14 protein-coding genes and 1 tRNA gene are annotated in these 15,977 nt (G+C 67.8%); 7 read left to right on the top strand and 8 right to left on the bottom strand.

What is annotated here, in order from left to right; translation table 11 throughout:
* Nucleotides 1-107: 107 nt before the first annotated feature.
* From J2W78_RS03580 to rlmB, 3 genes are all read right to left on the bottom strand, one after another.
* Nucleotides 108-1,301, bottom strand: coding sequence for a putative sugar O-methyltransferase (locus tag J2W78_RS03580; RefSeq protein ID WP_253368094.1), 1,194 nt, complete (start codon nucleotides 1,299-1,301; stop codon nucleotides 108-110).
* A 224-nt stretch (nucleotides 1,302-1,525) separates the two neighbouring features.
* Nucleotides 1,526-3,238 carry a 30S ribosomal protein S1 gene (rpsA, locus tag J2W78_RS03575; protein ID WP_135299677.1) on the bottom strand — a complete coding sequence of 571 codons (1,713 nt, stop codon included), beginning with the start codon at nucleotides 3,236-3,238 and terminating at the stop codon, nucleotides 1,526-1,528.
* A 415-nt stretch (nucleotides 3,239-3,653) separates the two neighbouring features.
* A complete protein-coding gene (rlmB, locus tag J2W78_RS03570) occupies nucleotides 3,654-4,460 on the bottom strand; it encodes a 23S rRNA (guanosine(2251)-2'-O)-methyltransferase RlmB (protein ID WP_253368092.1) in 807 nt (268 codons plus the stop codon).
* Between the two features lie 147 nt (nucleotides 4,461-4,607).
* Here rlmB and J2W78_RS03565 point away from each other — a divergent pair.
* From J2W78_RS03565 to J2W78_RS03545, 5 genes are all read left to right on the top strand, one after another.
* Nucleotides 4,608-4,682 (top strand) — tRNA-Glu (locus J2W78_RS03565).
* Nucleotides 4,683-5,316: 634 nt separating this feature from the next.
* The gene (locus J2W78_RS03560; protein WP_253368090.1) at nucleotides 5,317-6,255 is read left to right on the top strand and encodes a pirin family protein; all 939 of its coding nucleotides are present in this window, start codon (nucleotides 5,317-5,319) and stop codon (nucleotides 6,253-6,255) included.
* 108 nt (nucleotides 6,256-6,363) lie between these two features.
* A complete protein-coding gene (locus tag J2W78_RS03555; RefSeq protein WP_253368088.1) occupies nucleotides 6,364-8,130 on the top strand; it encodes a monovalent cation:proton antiporter-2 (CPA2) family protein in 1,767 nt (588 codons plus the stop codon).
* Nucleotides 8,131-8,360: 230 nt separating this feature from the next.
* Nucleotides 8,361-9,080, top strand: a complete 720-nt coding sequence (locus J2W78_RS03550) for a cytochrome c biogenesis CcdA family protein (RefSeq protein ID WP_253368086.1) — start codon at nucleotides 8,361-8,363, stop codon at nucleotides 9,078-9,080.
* A gap of 107 nt (nucleotides 9,081-9,187) precedes the next feature.
* Nucleotides 9,188-9,802 carry a DNA-3-methyladenine glycosylase family protein gene (locus J2W78_RS03545; protein ID WP_367399408.1) on the top strand — a complete coding sequence of 205 codons (615 nt, stop codon included), beginning with the start codon at nucleotides 9,188-9,190 and terminating at the stop codon, nucleotides 9,800-9,802.
* A gap of 5 nt (nucleotides 9,803-9,807) precedes the next feature.
* On the opposite strand, the gene J2W78_RS03540 is transcribed toward J2W78_RS03545, so the two are convergent.
* Nucleotides 9,808-10,065, bottom strand: a complete 258-nt coding sequence (locus J2W78_RS03540; RefSeq protein WP_253368082.1) for a hypothetical protein — start codon at nucleotides 10,063-10,065, stop codon at nucleotides 9,808-9,810.
* 326 nt (nucleotides 10,066-10,391) lie between these two features.
* On the opposite strand from J2W78_RS03540, the gene J2W78_RS03535 reads away from it, so the two are divergent.
* Entirely contained in the window at nucleotides 10,392-10,610 is a 219-nt protein-coding gene (locus J2W78_RS03535; protein WP_253368081.1) for a hypothetical protein, read from the top strand.
* 113 nt (nucleotides 10,611-10,723) lie between these two features.
* Here the strand turns inward: J2W78_RS03535 and J2W78_RS03530 are convergent, their stop codons facing one another.
* Nucleotides 10,724-12,421 (bottom strand): methyl-accepting chemotaxis protein, encoded by a 1,698-nt coding sequence (locus tag J2W78_RS03530; RefSeq protein WP_253368079.1) that lies wholly within the window; start codon nucleotides 12,419-12,421, stop codon nucleotides 10,724-10,726.
* 381 nt (nucleotides 12,422-12,802) lie between these two features.
* Here J2W78_RS03530 and J2W78_RS03525 point away from each other — a divergent pair, with 381 nt between their 5' ends.
* The gene (locus tag J2W78_RS03525) at nucleotides 12,803-14,425 is read left to right on the top strand and encodes an ABC-F family ATP-binding cassette domain-containing protein (RefSeq protein ID WP_253368077.1); all 1,623 of its coding nucleotides are present in this window, start codon (nucleotides 12,803-12,805) and stop codon (nucleotides 14,423-14,425) included.
* 7 nt (nucleotides 14,426-14,432) lie between these two features.
* Here J2W78_RS03525 and J2W78_RS03520 read toward each other — a convergent pair whose 3' ends face one another.
* The 3 genes from J2W78_RS03520 to J2W78_RS03510 all read right to left on the bottom strand — a co-directional run bounded on the left by J2W78_RS03520 (nucleotide 14,433) and on the right by J2W78_RS03510 (nucleotide 15,970).
* Complete coding sequence (locus J2W78_RS03520; RefSeq protein WP_253368075.1) at nucleotides 14,433-14,789, bottom strand: MmcQ/YjbR family DNA-binding protein; 357 nt, start codon at nucleotides 14,787-14,789, stop codon at nucleotides 14,433-14,435.
* A 9-nt stretch (nucleotides 14,790-14,798) separates the two neighbouring features.
* Nucleotides 14,799-15,038: a hypothetical protein gene (locus J2W78_RS03515; protein ID WP_253368074.1), complete on the bottom strand. Its 240-nt coding sequence runs from the start codon at nucleotides 15,036-15,038 to the stop codon at nucleotides 14,799-14,801.
* 287 nt (nucleotides 15,039-15,325) lie between these two features.
* The gene (locus tag J2W78_RS03510) at nucleotides 15,326-15,970 is read right to left on the bottom strand and encodes a hypothetical protein (protein WP_253368072.1); all 645 of its coding nucleotides are present in this window, start codon (nucleotides 15,968-15,970) and stop codon (nucleotides 15,326-15,328) included.
* Nucleotides 15,971-15,977 lie beyond the last annotated feature (7 nt).

The following is a 15,977-nucleotide window of genomic DNA, read 5'->3' as shown; positions in this document are numbered from 1 at the left end:
TCGTGTTTAGCGCCGCGCAAGGCACGCGGGCAAGAGCCCGTTCCGACTGGGCTGGTACAACCGTCAGCAGTCGTCGTCGGATACCCTGTCCTCGCAAGGCAACCCGTTCAGCGTCGAGCGTAGATCTCCTCGACGTAGCCGTCACGCATCCAGAACAGATGCCGGTCCAGCCTGCGGTAGCCACCGTCCCGCGCAACCAGGTCGGCGACGATGGTCTGCCGGAAAGCCTCGGTGTTCGGTGCCGCCGCCTCCTGATTGATCGAGTAGAACAGCGGCGCGATGGCGCGGATACGCGCGATATACATGGCGGCCGTCTCCGGCGGCATTTCCGGCAGCGAATCTTGGTTGATCGCCAGATCGTAGCGCTCGTTCCGCTCGATCTCCCACCACGGCCGGACCCGGATCGCGGCGTCCGGCTCGCCGGCGAGGGACACGTCGAGGCCCGCTTTCAGCAGGAACCATCCCTGGAGCACGTTGGTGAAGGGAAGATCGAGGATCGTGTAGTGCCGGTCGGGGTGGCGCAGGAACCAAGCCAGCCCGCCGAAGCCGCCGCCGATCTCGACCACCCGGTCGAAGCGGCCGAGTTTTCCGATCCGCCAAGCGGCGTAGGCGTGGGTCAAGGCATGCTCGGGCAGGATGCCGGCGCCGTAACGCACGCCGAACGGGGCACCGACCTCGGGAAACGCCAGGGGGAAGCCGAGTTCGGCCTCGAGACGAGCCGACTCGACAGCGTGGGCAAGGGGGCTAGTCAGCGCGGCCGCGAAATCGCCCTGCTCGGGTGAGCGGATCGGGGCGAGACCGACCGCCTCCGAGAGCCTCAGCAGCCGGTCAAACCAGCTTGCGGCGAACGGCGTCGGCGCGTGGCGCGCCAGCGTCGCCATCGTGCGCCCCATGGCGATGCCGTGCGCGAGATGGGACTGGAACAGGTTGTTCAGCAGGCCGGCGAGCGCCGCGGCATCGCCGTTCTGCAGGGCATGATGAAAATCGGGAAAGCCCCGGCTCCGGGCCGCCCACATGCCCTCGCTGTCGGCCTGGACCGGGGCGCGCCCGGCACCAGATTGCCAGGCGGCGATGAGGCGTCGCGCGATGGCATCGTCCTCAGGGCCGGGCCGAGGCACGGCGAAGGCGATGGCCTGCATCTCGGGCCAAGTGCGGTAGGGGTATCGGTAGGTCCACGGCCCGGCGATTCCGCCGCCGAGTTCGTCCGTCGCGGACGGGACCTCGAATGGACGGCCCTCACGGCGACCGAAGACGCTGTAATGCTCTTCCGCCGAGGCGACGAGGCCGGCTTCGACCGCCATCGCCACATCGGCGTTGAGGTCGAGATAAAGATCGGAGTCGAAATGGGATGGGAGCGCGTCGGAACGGCGTCCGGGGCGCCTGCCCCTCAACCATCTCAGGCTGGCGCCCAAGCTCGAGAGGCGGTTTGTCATCGCACTCGCTTCGGGACGATTCGAAAACAGAACCCAAAAAAGTTCGGGGCCGGCAGAGCCGGCCCCGAGGCATTATCGGAAGGCAGCGAGGATTACTCCTCGTCGCCACCCTTCTTCTTGTTGAAGGCGGCACCGAGGATGTCGCCGAGCGAGGCGCCCGAATCGGCGGAGCCGAACTGGGCCATCGCTTCCTTCTCTTCAGCGACTTCCAGAGCCTTGATCGAGACCTGCACGCGGCGGGCCTTGCGATCGAACTGGATGACGCGGGCGTCGAACTTCTCGCCGGCGGCGAAACGCTCGGGACGCTGGTCGCCACGGTCACGGGCGAGTTCGGCGCGGCGGATGAAGGTCTGCATGTCGGTGTCGACGAGCTTCACCTCCAGACCGGAATCCTTCACCTCGACGACCTCGCAGGTGACGATCTGGCCCTTCTTGACCTCGCCGGCTTCGGCGAAGGGATCGCCGCCGAGCTGCTTCACGCCGAGCGAGATGCGCTCCTTCTCGACATCGACGTCGAGAACCTGGGCACGCACCATGTCGCCCTTCTTGAACTCCTCGATGACCTGCTCGCCGGGACGGTTCCAGTCGAGATCCGACAGGTGGACCATGCCGTCGACATCGCCTTCGAGGCCGATGAACAGGCCGAACTCGGTCTTGTTCTTGACCTCGCCCTCGACCTCGGAACCGACCGGGTGCTTCTCCGCGAAAGCATCCCACGGGTTCTGCAGGGTCTGCTTGAGGCCGAGCGAGATGCGGCGCTTGACCGAATCGACTTCCAGGATCTGCACCTCGACCTCCTGGGAGGTGGAGACGATCTTGCCCGGATGGACGTTCTTCTTGGTCCAGCTCATCTCGGAGACGTGGATCAGGCCCTCGATCCCCGGCTCCAGCTCCACGAAGGCGCCGTAATCGGTGATGTTGGTCACGCGGCCCTTGAGCTTGGCTTCCTCGGGGTAACGGGCGGCGATGCCCTCCCACGGATCGGCCAGGAGCTGCTTGATGCCGAGCGAGATGCGGTGCGTCTCGTGGTTGATCTTGATGATCTTGACCTTGACCGTCTGGCCGATGGTCACGACCTCGGACGGGTGGTTCACGCGGCGCCATGCCATGTCGGTGACGTGCAGCAGGCCGTCGATCCCGCCGAGATCGACGAACGCGCCGTACTCGGTGATGTTCTTGACGACGCCGTCGATGACCTGACCTTCCTCAAGGTTGGCCACCAGCTCCGAGCGCTGCTCGGCGCGGCTCTCTTCGAGCACGGTGCGGCGCGACACGACGATGTTGCCGCGGCGGCGATCCATCTTGAGGATCTGGAACGGCTGGGGCGTGCCGAGCAGCGGGGTCACGTCGCGCACCGGGCGGATATCGACCTGGGAGCGCGGCAGGAACGCCACGGCGCCGTCGAGATCGACGGTGTAGCCGCCCTTGACCTGGTTGAAGATCGTGCCGGTGACGCGCTCGTTGGCCTCGAAGGCCTTTTCGAGCTTGACCCAAGACTCCTCGCGGCGCGCCTTGTCGCGCGAGATGACGGCCTCGCCCAGCGCGTTCTCGATGCGGTCGACGTAAACCTCGACCTCGTCGCCAACCTTGAGCTCGCCCTCGCGGCCCGGGCCGGTAAATTCCTTGAGGGGGACGCGCCCCTCGGTCTTGGCACCGATATCGATGACGGCGACATCTTTCTCGATGCCGACGACAGTGCCCTTGACGACCGAACCTTCGGTGATCTCATGCTGGAGGAAGGATTCCTCGAGCAGGGCCGCGAAATCCTCGCGGGCCGAAGAGCTTGCGTTCAGACCAGCTGACATTCTTTCTCCTGAATGGCCCCATTTCGTGAGGCCTGCGTCGGCGGCTCGTGTTGCAAAGGACCCCCGTCACCGCCGCCCGCCGGATGGACGATCCGGCCGGGCTCGCCTCCTCTCGGAGGGCCGACGCATGCTGAAAGCGATGGTCGAGGGCTCGATCCCCCCGGCGATGCGTCCGCCGAGCGAGAAAGCCCGGATCCTGACGGTATCGATGAGGAAATCGGTGCGAGCGATACCGGATCCGCGTGCGCGACGCAACGTCTTGAAACGTCTTGGAATGCCGGGGTCTCGGACGCGAACGCCACCGCGAGAGTTGAGTTCGGGCGGATACGATTCGCCCGGGATCTTGTCGCGACCGGGCCGGAGCGTGTCGGTCTCCGGATGACGCCCGGCGCCATCCGGCGCCGGGCGTCACGTTTCAGGCTGGCGTCCCGGTCGAACGCGTCAGCGCGTAGAGCGTGATCGCCGCTGCATTCGAGACGTTGAGGCTGCGGATGGCGCCGGCCGCTTCGATGCGCACTAGGACGTCGCAGCATTCGGTGGTGCGCTGGCGCAGTCCCTTGCCCTCGGCCCCGAGCACGAGAACCGCCGGACGGCGGGGGCCGACCGCTTCGAGGGTCGTGCCGGCATCCGAATCGAGACCGATCCGAGTGAAACCGCGTTCACCGAGCGTGATCAGCGCCTCGGCCAGGTTGCGCACGATCACCAGCGGGACGTGCTCCAGGCCGCCGGACGCGGATTTCGCCAGCACGCCCGTGGCATTCGGCGAATGGCGCGCGGTGGTGACGATGGCGGTGACCCCGAACGCAGCCGCCGTCCGGACGATGGCGCCGACATTGTGCGGATCCGTGATCTGATCGAGGGCGAGCAGCAGCGCGTCGTCCGGCATCGCGTCGAGCGCGGGAGCAGCCAGCGGCTCGGCCTCCGCGTAGAGGCCCTGATGCACCGCGTCCGGACCGAGCAGCCGGTCGATGGCGCTCGGGCGGACCATCTCCGGCTCGATCGGCAGTTCGACGCCGGCCTCTTTCAGGCGCGCCAGCGCATTCTCCGTGGCGAGCAGCCGATGGAAGTGGCGGCCCGCATTGGCCAAGGCCTGCGAGACGGGGTGCCAGCCATAGAGCACGACATGGTCCCTCCCCTCCCGCGCGGCCGGTCCCGGAGGCTGGGTTCGCGGGCGGGGCCGGAAGCCGTACGGCTTGGCCGGGCGGTCGCGCGGCGGGGTCATGGGCGGGTCTTTCAGGGCAGGAAAAGGATGCGGCGGATCGGATGTCCGAGAAGCCGATGGGACCGCTCCGCGTCAAGTCGCGGAATCATGCGGCAAAGCCGTTGCCGTCGGCGACGAACCCGACTATAGACCGGTCGCCGCCAGACAGCGCCCTTCGTCTATCGGTTAGGACGTCAGCCTTTCACGCTGAAAAGGCGGGTTCGATTCCCGCAGGGCGCGCCATTCCCCTCGCAGGCACCACTTCGTTCGGGACATCTCCCATAGTGAGATCCCTAGGCCGCAGATGCGACTGACCGGCGACCCCATCCATCGCGCCTTACGCTCGTTGTCAGAAGAGACACCTGAGCGCGAAAGTAGATAGGCTGGTTGCATCGAAGGGCATCTCTGCGAAGGTCGTGCTCGTGGATCACGCGGAAGAGAGCCCGGACAAGATCTGAAGGGCGGCGTGAAGGCTCGCCGATGCCAATGCACAGTTCGCAACGCCCAGATCGGCACCGCTGTGCTGTTCCACGAATTTGACAAAAACGCTGGGCCGGCGCGGCGACGTCTTTGCGCGTGAGGTGCTGCCCTTTTTCCGAGACGACTTCATCCTCACCGGCCACCTCGCGAAGCCGCTCGATCCTCCGGAAAAGCACAGACGAATGCAGTCCGGCGGATGCTTCCGCGATACCGCTGCGCAAGCGCGAACGGTACTTTTGGAAACGATACGTTTCCCCAGTTTCCATTCTCGTTCCCACTCACTCATTCCATAATGCTTTCGGCGGCACGCCGTCACAGGATGTGGGGCGACGCGACGGCGGACACGCTTCCCGATACGTGCGCGGCTGTCGGTCTGGGCCAACGAGGGAGAAGAGCGGTGAGCTGGCACAGTGCGGATGATCCGATCCCGGGCGATCATTTCAGTTGCGACGCGATCCGGACCCTGATCGTGCCGCGCTCGCGCGATCTCGGCTCGTTTGCCGTGCGCCGTGCCCTCCCCTCGACCGAGTGCCGGATGGTCGGCCCGTTCATCTTCTTCGACCAGATGGGCCCGTCCGAGTTCCTGCTCGGCCAGGGTATGGACGTCCGTCCGCACCCGCATATCGGCCTCTCGACCGTCACGTACCTGTTCGACGGCGAGATTATGCATCGCGACAGCCTGGGCACCGAGCTGCCGATCCGGCCGGGCGAACTGAATTGGATGACGGCCGGGCGCGGCATCACCCATTCGGAGCGCACCGCTCCGACTCTGCGCCAGACCGGCTCTCGACTGTTCGGCATCCAGAGCTGGGTCGCCCTGTCGGCCCGCGACGAGGAGAACGCCCCGGCCTTCGAGCATTACGAGGCCGCCGCGCTTCCGGTCCTCACCGGCGAGGGCAAGACCGTGAGGCTGATCGCAGGCGAAGCCTTCGGCGCGCGTTCGCCGGTGCGCACCTCAAGCCCGATGGTTTATGCCGACGTGATGCTGGAAGCGGGCGCCGCCCTTCCGCTCGATCCGACCTACGACGAGCGGGCGATCTACACGGTTGCGGGCGCGATCGAGATTGCCGGCGACGGTTTCGGCCCCGGCCAACTCCTGGTGTTCCGGCCCGGCGACCGCATTAGCGTGCGCGCGACGGAGGCCGCGCGGTTCATGGTTCTGGGCGGCGAGCCGATGGACGGGCCGCGGCACCTCTGGTGGAACTTCGTCTCCTCGCGGCCGGAGCGGATCGCCCAGGCTAAGGAGGATTGGCGCCAGGGCCGCTTCGACACGGTGCCCAACGACGCCGAGTTCATCCCCCTGCCCGAGGATCCCCCGCCCGTCCGCTATCCGTGAGCGACGGCGCGCCGGTCCCACCGAGGGCGGCGCTCCCCCGGTCCCCCCGCTCTGTCCTGCCTGCGCCTGACCGGCGCCTTCCAACCCGTCCAGAGGTTCGATCACGCCATGGCTATCGAAGCATCCGGGGCCGCGAGCGAACTCGTTCAGGTCGTCTCGCTCCTCGCCGCGGGCGTCGTGGCCGTTCCCCTGTTCAAGCGGCTCGGACTCGGCTCCGTCCTCGGCTACCTCGTGGCGGGGCTGGCCATCGGGCCGTTCGGCGTCGGCCTGTTCAACGACGCCCACGCGATCCTTCACGTGGCCGAACTCGGCGTCGTGATGTTCCTCTTCATCATCGGATTGGAGATGGAGCCCTCGCGGCTCTGGGGCATGCGCCGCGAGATCTTCGGTCTCGGCCTCGCGCAGGTCGGCGCCTGCATCGCCGCCCTTACGCTCGTCGGCGTCGCCATGGGGTTTCCGGTCGTCGTGGCCTTCGTGGCCGGCACCGGCTTCGTGCTCACCTCGACCGCCATCGTCATGCAGCTCCTCGAAGAACGCGGCTCGCTCTCGACGCCGAAGGGCCAGCGGATCGTCGCCATCCTGCTGCTCGAAGATCTCGCCATCGTGCCGTTGCTGGCCGCCGTCGCGCTGCTCGCGCCCGGCGGCGCCGAGACGAGCGGGACCGAGCGCGCCATCGCCGTCGCCATCGCCCTGGCTTCCGTCGCCGCGCTCGTTGCCGCGGGCCGCTGGCTGCTCAACCCGCTGTTCCGCCTGCTGGCGGCGGCCAAGGCGCGGGAGGTCATGACCGCAGCGGCGCTGCTCGTCGTGCTCGGCTCGGCGCTGGCGATGCAGCTCGGCGGCCTCTCCATGGCGATGGGGGCCTTCCTCGCCGGCGTGCTGCTCTCGGAATCGAGCTTCCGCCACCAGTTGGAGGCCGATGTCGAGCCGTTCCGCGGCATCCTGCTCGGCCTGTTCTTCCTCGGCGTCGGGATGTCCCTCGATCTGGCGGTGATCGCCGCGAACTGGGGCCTGATCCTCATGAGCGTGGCCGCCTACATGGCGGTCAAAAGCGTCGTCATCTACGGAGTCGCCCGCGCCCTGCGGACCCAACACGCCGAGGCGCTGGAGCGGACGGCCCTGATGGCGCAGGGCGGCGAGTTCGCCTTCGTGCTCTACGCGGCGGCAGCGAGTGCCGGGATCATCGACGGCACGACCAACGCGATCCTCACGGCCACCGTCATCCTGTCGATGGCGATCACGCCGCTGACCGTCATCGCTTTCGATCGCCTCGGACCGAAGGCCACCGCGTCCACGGACGGCGTCGAGGCGCCGGAAGATCTCGTCGGCAGCGCCCTGATCGTCGGGTTCGGCCGGTTCGGGCAGATCGTCAGCCAGCCGCTGATCTCCCGCGGCTGCTCGGTCTCGATCATCGACACCAACGCCGACAATATCCGCCTCGCCGAGGGGTTCGGTTTCAAGGTCTATTACGGCGATGGCGCCCGGCTCGACATCCTGCGCGCGGCTGGCGCCGCGACGGCGCGCGCGATCCTGATCTGCATCGACGACCGCGCCATGGCCAAGCGCATCGCGGAACTGGCGAAGGCGGAGTTTCCGCTGGTTCCGGTCCTGGCGCGCGCCCGTGACCGGGAGCACGCGGTGGAGCTGATCGAGGCGGGCGTCGCCTACCAGATGCGCGAGACGCTCGAGTCGGCCTTCGCCCTGGGTGAGCAGGCCTTGGTGACGATCGGGGCCGACCCGGACGCGGCCGGTGAGATCATGGCCGAGGTCCGTCGGCGCGACGCGGAGCGCCTCGACCTCCAGGTCGTGGGCGGCATCTATGCGGGCCGAGAGCTGATCCGGGGAAACGCGTCCCTGCCGACGCACGGGCACGGCTGACCGCCGTCATATGGGAGAGGGCCGCATGCCGGAGAGGCTCGCGGGCGCTCGGAACGGCATGGCGGCGAAGAAAGAGGGCCGCCTCGGATGCGGCACCGAGGGAACGCGCCCGGCCGATGCAAGGCACGGCGTTCGCCTGTAGAGAAAGCCGGGAGACGAGGCCACCAGGCCGAAGCAATCCGACCGGCGTGTAACCGCGGGCATCCCGAAAAAGGGTTTCGAGGCGTCCCATGGCCAGCCATCTCGGCTTCGCCTTCCTTGCCGGCCTCCTCTCGGTGCTGTCGCCCTGCGTGTTGCCGCTGCTTCCGCTGGTGCTGGGCGCGGCGGTCGCGGAGCACCGGCTCGGGGCCGTGGCGCTCGCCGCCGGTCTGGCACTCTCGTTCGTCGCGATCGGCTTGTTCATCGCAACGATCGGCTTCGCGATCGGCCTCGACGGCGACCGGTTTCGCGCCATCGGGGCGGTATTGCTGGTGCTGCTCGGCCTCGTCCTGATCGTACCGGCGGCGCAGAATCGGTTCGCCGTTGCGGCCGGGCCGTTGAGCAATTGGGCCGAGGGGAAGTTCGGTGGGGTTTCGACCGCCGGGCTGGCAGGCCAGTTCGCCGTCGGCCTCCTTCTCGGCGCCGTGTGGAGTCCCTGCGTCGGCCCGACCCTCGGCGCGGCCTCCCTGCTGGCCGCCCAGGGGCGCAACCTCGGCGGCGTCGCAGTCACCATGCTGGTGTTCGGCCTCGGGGCCGCCCTCCCCCTTGTCGCCCTCGGGATGCTGTCGCGCGAGGTGCTGATTCGCTGGCGCGCGCGGATGATGGACGTCGGCAAGGGGCTCAAGCTCACGCTGGGCGTGATCCTGATCGTCACCGGCGCCCTGATTTTGGCGGGCTATGATCGGGCTCTCGAAACCACGCTGGTCGATGCCTCACCGGATTGGCTGACGGCGCTCACCACGCGCTTCTGAACAAGGAACTGCGCGGCCGCTGCGGATCAAACGCGGATTCGACAAAGCGGAGCGGCGGACGGTGCCGGGCGTTTTCCGGCGGTGGTCATCGTCGCCCCAGGAAGAAGATGCTCGACGCGGATATCTACGAAAGAATGCTTGGAACGGCCGCCACGGTCGCGGCACCGTTGCGGGCCGCGATCGCGGCAATCGGTCCGATCGAGATCGCGCCGCCCGCGCATGCCAGCCTGGCCGAGCGTCTGTTCGTCGAGGTCGTCAACCAGCAGCTCTCGACCAAGGCCGCCCTCTCGATCTGGACGCGGATCGAGGCGGCCGCCGCGGCACAGGATGGCACACCGCGCGATCTGTTCGTTCCGGGCACCGAGGCCCTGCTGCGCGGCTGCGGCGTCTCGGCGAACAAGGTGCGGGCGCTCCACGCCATCCGCGAGGCGGAGGAGGCCGGCCGGCTCGGCCCGGAACTCGCAACCCTACCGCATGCCGCGCGCTCGGCGGTTTTGCGCCGCATCCGCGGGGTCGGGCCGTGGACCGCCGACATGGCCGGCATCTTCCACTTTCTCGACCCGGATATCTGGCCCGTCGGCGACGTGGCCGCGGTTGGCGTCCTGCGGCGGCTCGCGGGGGATGACGATACGGTCGCGGTGGCCGCGCAGTTCGCGCCGTACCGCTCGATCCTCGCCCGCTACATGTGGCGCAGCCGGGACGCGGCGCCGGTCGCCGCCTGATGCGGTCAGCGGCCCGCCTCGAAGAAGGGCCGGAAATTCTCGAGCCAGTTGCGCAACCAGAGTTCGGCGGCCTGCTTGGCTCCGTCCGGCTCCTGCGCGTGGCCCCAGATGTCCTCGGCAAGCGGGCTCCACCACGTCCAGAGGCGGTTCGACCCGTCATACTCGACGGTGGCGACCTCGATCGCGCCGACGCGGCCGGTGAAGCGCTGCAGGGGCACCTCGGCGATCCCGCCTTGTGTCCAGATGATCGTATCGTTCGACATGGTGTCCCATTGCGAGCGGCACCGCACGCGTTCGCGCGGGTCCGCCACCGATCGCTGATGATGTCGAAACGCGACGACGGCAGCCATTCACAGCGCGCAACGACGTTCGGACTTGACGGGATCGAACTGATCCTGCAAGCGCGCGTTGTCTGCTTATCGTCGCCGTGCGCGCGATGCGCGGCTCCACAGGAACTTCCGACCCCAATGCCCGACGACAGTAGTCGATCGACCACGCCGCCTTCGGCCACCCGCGTGTTCCGCGCCTGATCGTCTGATCCGGCTCACCCGCGACCGGCCCTGGCGGCTGGTCCGACAAGAGGTGAGCCATGATTGACTCCAATGTCATTTCCCGCCGTGCGCGCTTTCGTTCGGCGAAATCCGGCGGTAGCGGCAGCGTGGTGCTCGTGGTGGCGCTGATGATGGCGCTCGTCTTCGTGCCCGTACTGGCCCTTCACGCCGCGGCGCTTTCCGGTGCTGTGACCGGCGACGAGGTCCGGCCCGACGACGTTGCCGCCGCCGTGTCCCATAAGAAGGTACCGGGCTGAGGCGCACTCCCGATCGCGGTTGCCGGCCTTCGGCGACCCCATTCGAAACCCGCTCGACCAAAAAAGGGGGACGCCGTGGAGGCGTCCCCTTTTCAATTCGCACGAGGCCCGGTTTAGGCCGCGCGCACCGTCGCGAGGAAGTGCGCGACCTCCGCCCGCAGGTGCTCGGATTGCCGCGACAGCTCCGAGGCCGAGGCCAGAACCTGCGTGGCGGCGGCTCCGGTTTCCTCCGACGCCTGCGCCACGCCCGCAATGTTGCTCGTCACTTCCCCCGCGCCCACGGCCGCCTGGGAGACGTTGCGCACGATCTCCTGGGTCGCGGCCCCCTGCTCCTCCACGGCCGCAGCGATGGTCGCCGCCACCGCGTTGATCTCGCGGATGCGCCCGGTGATGCTGCCGATCGCCGTCACCGCCTGACCGGTGGCGCCCTGGATCTGCGCGATCTGCCCGGAAATCTCCTCCGTCGCCCGCGAGGTCTGCGCGGCGAGTTCCTTCACCTCGCTCGCGACGACGGCAAAGCCGCGTCCGGCCTCCCCGGCCCGCGCCGCCTCGATGGTGGCGTTGAGCGCGAGCAGATTGGTCTGGCTGGCGATGCTGGCGATGAGGTTCACCACATCGCCAATCCGCGCGGCGGCCTGGCTCAAGTCGTGGATGAGGACGGCGCTATGGTCTGCCTCACCCACGGCGCGATGCGCCATCTCCGCCGACGTGCCGACCTGCCGGCCGATCTCATGGACGGACGCACCGAGTTCCTCCGCGGCGGCGGCCACGGTGCCGACATTGGAGGCCGCCTCCTCCGCCGCAGCCGCGACGGTAGTCGATTGGTTGGCGGTCTCGGTCGCGGTCGCGGTCATCTGCTGAGCGGTCGCCTGCAACTCAGTGGCGGAGGACGATACCATTCCGACGACACCGCCGACGGCACGCTCGAAACCGTCGGCCAACTCGATCATGGTGCGGCGGCGCTCGATCGCGGCGGCTTCATCCGCCACGCGCTTCAGTTCCGCCTGCTCGGCCGCCTTGCGCGCGACGAGCGCCTTGATGGCTTCGACGGCTCGGGCGACGGCGCCGATCTCGTCGCCACGGCGTGCCTCGGCGATCTCGGTCTCGATCTCGCCTTCGGCCATACGCTGAAGCACGCGCACGAGGCGGCCGATGGGGCGCACGACTCCGACGATCACGATCACCCCGAGCAGCCCGAAGGCCAGCAGCAGCCCGGCGACCGCGATGACCGTCAGCGCCAGGGCCGCGGATGTGCCGACGTCGGCGGCTTTCCGCTTGGCATCTTCGAGATCGCTGATGTTGGCCGCGATGCGCTTCCGGATCGCCTCGATCGCCTTTGTCCGGACCGGGCGCACTTCTTCCGAAGAGACCTTGGCTGCCACCTCCTTCTGCTTCTTCAGGCCGAAGGCGATCGAGCGCTCTACCGTCGTGAAGAAATCGGAGATCGTCGCTCTGACCGCGATCAGCATTGTCCGGCGCGCGTCCGTATCTGCCAGGGCGATCAGGTGGTCTGCTTCGGCATACGCCCGCGTCCGCGCTTCCTCGAATCGCTCGCGCTGCGCCGATAGGATCGACGCGTCGGTCTCAAGGATGATGTTCTTTTCGCTGATCACCGCCTCGTCGATGGCGAGGGCGGTCTGCAACGCGGTGATCACCCGCGCCGCGCGCACGTCGACCACCTCCTGCGTCCCACGCTGCAACTGCCCGAGCGCGTCACGCGCCAGACCGACGATGCCGGCCGCGACCAGCGCAACCAACGCCACCGGAATAGCGAGTTTTCCGATGAGCCTGAGATTAATGAACCAGCGCATCTGTCCGCGTCACAGGGACCGTAAAAAGCATCCGCACGCGTCCCCTGTCGCCGCGGATCACAATATGGTGATGGGGCGCAGTTAATAAGAAGCAACTTGGGAGATGGATTTTGAATGAATATCAGTGACAACATATGTTATCATGACGTTGACGTTTCGATAGCCACCGACCGAACCGAATTTGCTTGACGGCGAAGAAGTTCGCTCGCGTTTTTGCCTGCCCCGTTCTGGCGGGCGCAGACGACCGAGTACGCTTCGCACGTCCGATGCGGGCCTGCCCTGAAGCCGCTCCGCTTCCGCTCGCGGCGACCTTGGCGTAAGGCGCAGGCGCTCCCTCCCCGGCACACCGCCCCCAGACCATCAACCAGGCCTCGCGGACGCATGATTCGCCTCGACAAGATCGGCAAGCAGAACGGTCGTCAGATCGTCTTCATCGAGGCGTCCGCCGCCCTCCAGAAGGGTGAGAAGGCCGGCCTCGTCGGGCCGAACGGCGCCGGCAAGACCACGCTGTTCCGGATGATGACCGGCCAGGAGCAGCCCGATGAGGGGCAGGTCTCCTCGGAGCGCGGCATCACCATCGGCTATTTCAGCCAGGATGTCGGCGAGATGGCCGGTCGCACCGTCGTCGCCGAGGTGATGGACGGCGCCGGCCCGGTCAGCGTTGTGGCAGCTGAGTTGAAGGAGCTGGAAGCCGGTCTTGCCGATCCCGACCGGGCCGACGAGATGGAGGCGCTGATCGAGCGCTACGGCGAGGTTCAGGCCCGCTTCGAGGAGCTCGACGGTTACGCGCTCGAAGGCCGCGCCTACGAGGTTTTGGCCGGGCTCGGCTTCTCGCAGGAGATGATGGACGGTGATGTCGGCCGGCTTTCGGGCGGCTGGAAGATGCGCGTCGCGCTCGCCCGCATCCTGCTGATGCGCCCCGACGTGATGCTGCTCGACGAGCCGAGCAACCACCTCGACCTCGAAAGCCTGATTTGGCTCGAAGCCTTCCTCAAGGGCTATGACGGCGCGCTGCTGATGACCTCGCACGACCGCGAGTTCATGAATCGCATCGTCTCCAAGGTCATCGAGATCGATGGCGGCACGCTCACCACCTATTCCGGTGATTACGGCTTCTACGAGCAGCAGCGGGCGCTGAACGAGCAGCATCAGCAGGCGCAGTTCGAGCGCCAGCAGGCGATGCTCGCCAAGGAGATCAAGTTCATCGAGCGCTTCAAGGCCCGCGCCAGCCACGCCGCGCAGGTCCAGAGCCGGGTGAAGAAGCTCGACAAGATCGAGCGGGTGGAGCCGCCGCGCCGTCGCCAGACCGTCGCCTTCGAGTTCCAGCCGGCGCCGCGCTCCGGCGACGATGTCGCGATGCTCAAGGGCGTGCACAAAAGCTACGGCAGCCGCATCATCTACGAGGGGCTCGACTTCTCGATCCGGCGCAAGGAGCGCTGGTGCGTGATGGGCATCAACGGCGCCGGGAAATCGACGCTGCTGAAGCTCATCACCGGCACGGCGCAGCCCGATGCCGGCACGGTGGCCGTCGGCGGCAGCGTCAAGCTCGGCTACTTTGCCCAGCACGCGATGGATCTGCTCGACGGCGACCTGACCGTGTTCGAGGATCTGGAGAGCACCTTTCCGCAGGCCGGACAGGGCTCGCTGCGGGCGCTCGCCGGCTGCTTCGGCTTCTCCGGCGACGACGTGGAGAAGCCCTGCCGGGTGCTGTCCGGCGGCGAGAAGGCGCGGCTGGTGATGGCCAAGATGCTCTACGACCCGCCGAACTTCCTCGTCCTCGACGAGCCGACCAACCACCTCGACATCGCCACCAAGGAGATGCTGATCAACGCGCTGGCGGGCTTCGAGGGCACGATGCTGTTCGTCAGCCACGACCGGCACTTCCTGGCCGCCCTGTCGAACCGGGTGCTCGAAGTCACCGGGGAAGGCATCCGCCAGTATGGCGGGGGCTACTCTGAATACGTGGCGAGCACCGGTCAGGAAGCGCCGGGGCTGAGAAGCTGACCCGCACTCAAGGATCGAGGGCGAGACCCTCATAGCGGGCAACGAGACCGGCCGACGCGACGACCCGCCAAGCGGTCAGCAGCGCGCCGCGCAAGGTCTCCTCTTCGACAAGGTCGAGTTCGAGGCTCGTCCAGCCGCGTGCGCCCCAGGCGCCCGGCACGGGCTCGAACGCGTCCGGCTCGTCCTCCATCAACTGCGCTTGCGCCTCGGGCGTCAGCCGGATGACCACCCGCGCCTCATCGGTCCAGAGCGTGGCGAAGATCCGCCCGCCGACCCGGTAATCGGGATGGCCCTGATGCGCGCCCTCGACCGCCTCCGGCAGCATCAGCGCAAGGGCGCGCACATCCTCGGGCAGGCAGGACATGACGGCGGGCTACGCCCGGCTCGTCGGCGCCTGCCACGCGGTGCCCGGATGTTCACGCACGTCGCCGTTCTTCGTCCCCGTGTCGCCGTCGCTCACCCATTCGCCGGGTTCGGCGATCTCGACGATCTCGTCCTCGGGGTAGGCCGCCTCAACGAACAGACGCGCCTCGCCCTCGGCTGCGGCCCGGACGGTCACGAGGGGGCGCTCACCGCCAGCGCCGCGCACCCGCGCGATGAAAAGCTTCGTCATGGCTGGCTTCCTCCCGCCGCATCACACGAACCGATCAACGCCCGCGCGGCGGAAGGGATCATCCGAAAATCAGGATGCGCGCACGAGGACGCAGCTAACGAACACCGAAAGGCAGATTTACACCCCGTCGCCGCCCCGCGGCCGGCGGATCGAGGTGCTCTGCAACGCCGCCGCCGTTCGGCCGGTGTCGTGGGCCTCCCCTGCCCTTTCACTGGATCTGGATGAGTTTGAGGCCAACGACATGACGTCCTTCCCCTCGGGCGGGACGTGCTGCGCTTCCCTGCGCCTCAAGCGTCGGCCCAGGCCTCGTGGACCGGTCCGCGAACGGTGTCGGGCTTGGATTCCCCGATGAAGATCACGATCGGGCCGTGGGCGGCGCGTCGGGGATCGTAGAAGTCGAGCAGGTCCGGTGCGATGTCTTGGAAGAAGGGCGGACATACGCCCTGCTCGCGCAACAGATGATCGATGACGACCTGATCGCCGTGCACGGCGTTGGGGACCGGGCCGCAGGACCCCGCTTTCATCCAGCGCTCGGGCGCAGCCGCGAAGCGCTCGTAGAGCCCGGCAAGTTCGTCTCCGGACCAGCGCAGCAGAGCGCTGGAAAAGCGGCCCTTGTGAAAGTAGTCCTCCATTGCCGCGAGGCCGGGCTCGGCCAGCGCGTCGGCAGCGCCGGTGAAGACGGTGTCGAGGTCGCAGAGCAGCGTCGTGCCCTGAGTGAGACCGGGGCGGAACGCCTCCATCTTCGCCCACCAAGCCGGCCAGTCGTGGCGCAAGGGCACACGCTCGACGCCCTCGACGTCGAGCGGCAGATCGGTGAGGCAGAGGATCCGCGTGAAGGCCGGCGCGTGGCGGCGCACACCGCGGGCCAGCCGCTCGACCCAGATCGCGTCGTAGCGGCCGCCGCTCTTCAGCACCGTGATCAGCGTGGACATGATGAGC

Source organism: Methylorubrum extorquens (genome assembly GCF_024169925.1).
Classification (GTDB): domain Bacteria; phylum Pseudomonadota; class Alphaproteobacteria; order Rhizobiales; family Beijerinckiaceae; genus Methylobacterium; species Methylobacterium extorquens_A.
The sequence above is the reverse complement of the archived record's forward strand: the minus strand, read 5'-3'. Positions and strand labels throughout refer to the sequence as shown.

Bases quoted from the DNA above. Each gene is read 5' to 3' on its own strand.
- J2W78_RS03580 (WP_253368094.1), bottom strand. From the start codon at position 1,301: ATGGCGGTCGAAGCCGGCCTCGTCGCCTCGGCGGAAGAGCATTACAGC.
- rpsA (WP_135299677.1), bottom strand. From the start codon at position 3,238: ATGTCAGCTGGTCTGAACGCAAGCTCTTCGGCCCGCGAGGATTTCGCG.
- rlmB (WP_253368092.1), bottom strand. From the start codon at position 4,460: ATGACCCCGCCGCGCGACCGCCCGGCCAAGCCGTACGGCTTCCGGCCC.
- J2W78_RS03555 (WP_253368088.1), top strand. From the start codon at position 6,364: ATGGCTATCGAAGCATCCGGGGCCGCGAGCGAACTCGTTCAGGTCGTC.
- J2W78_RS03550 (WP_253368086.1), top strand. From the start codon at position 8,361: ATGGCCAGCCATCTCGGCTTCGCCTTCCTTGCCGGCCTCCTCTCGGTG.
- J2W78_RS03545 (WP_367399408.1), top strand. From the start codon at position 9,188: ATGCTCGACGCGGATATCTACGAAAGAATGCTTGGAACGGCCGCCACG.
- J2W78_RS03540 (WP_253368082.1), bottom strand. From the start codon at position 10,065: ATGTCGAACGATACGATCATCTGGACACAAGGCGGGATCGCCGAGGTG.
- J2W78_RS03535 (WP_253368081.1), top strand. From the start codon at position 10,392: ATGATTGACTCCAATGTCATTTCCCGCCGTGCGCGCTTTCGTTCGGCG.
- J2W78_RS03530 (WP_253368079.1), bottom strand. From the start codon at position 12,421: ATGCGCTGGTTCATTAATCTCAGGCTCATCGGAAAACTCGCTATTCCG.
- J2W78_RS03525 (WP_253368077.1), top strand. From the start codon at position 12,803: ATGATTCGCCTCGACAAGATCGGCAAGCAGAACGGTCGTCAGATCGTC.
- J2W78_RS03520 (WP_253368075.1), bottom strand. From the start codon at position 14,789: ATGTCCTGCCTGCCCGAGGATGTGCGCGCCCTTGCGCTGATGCTGCCG.
- J2W78_RS03515 (WP_253368074.1), bottom strand. From the start codon at position 15,038: ATGACGAAGCTTTTCATCGCGCGGGTGCGCGGCGCTGGCGGTGAGCGC.
- J2W78_RS03510 (WP_253368072.1), bottom strand. From the start codon at position 15,970: ATGTCCACGCTGATCACGGTGCTGAAGAGCGGCGGCCGCTACGACGCG.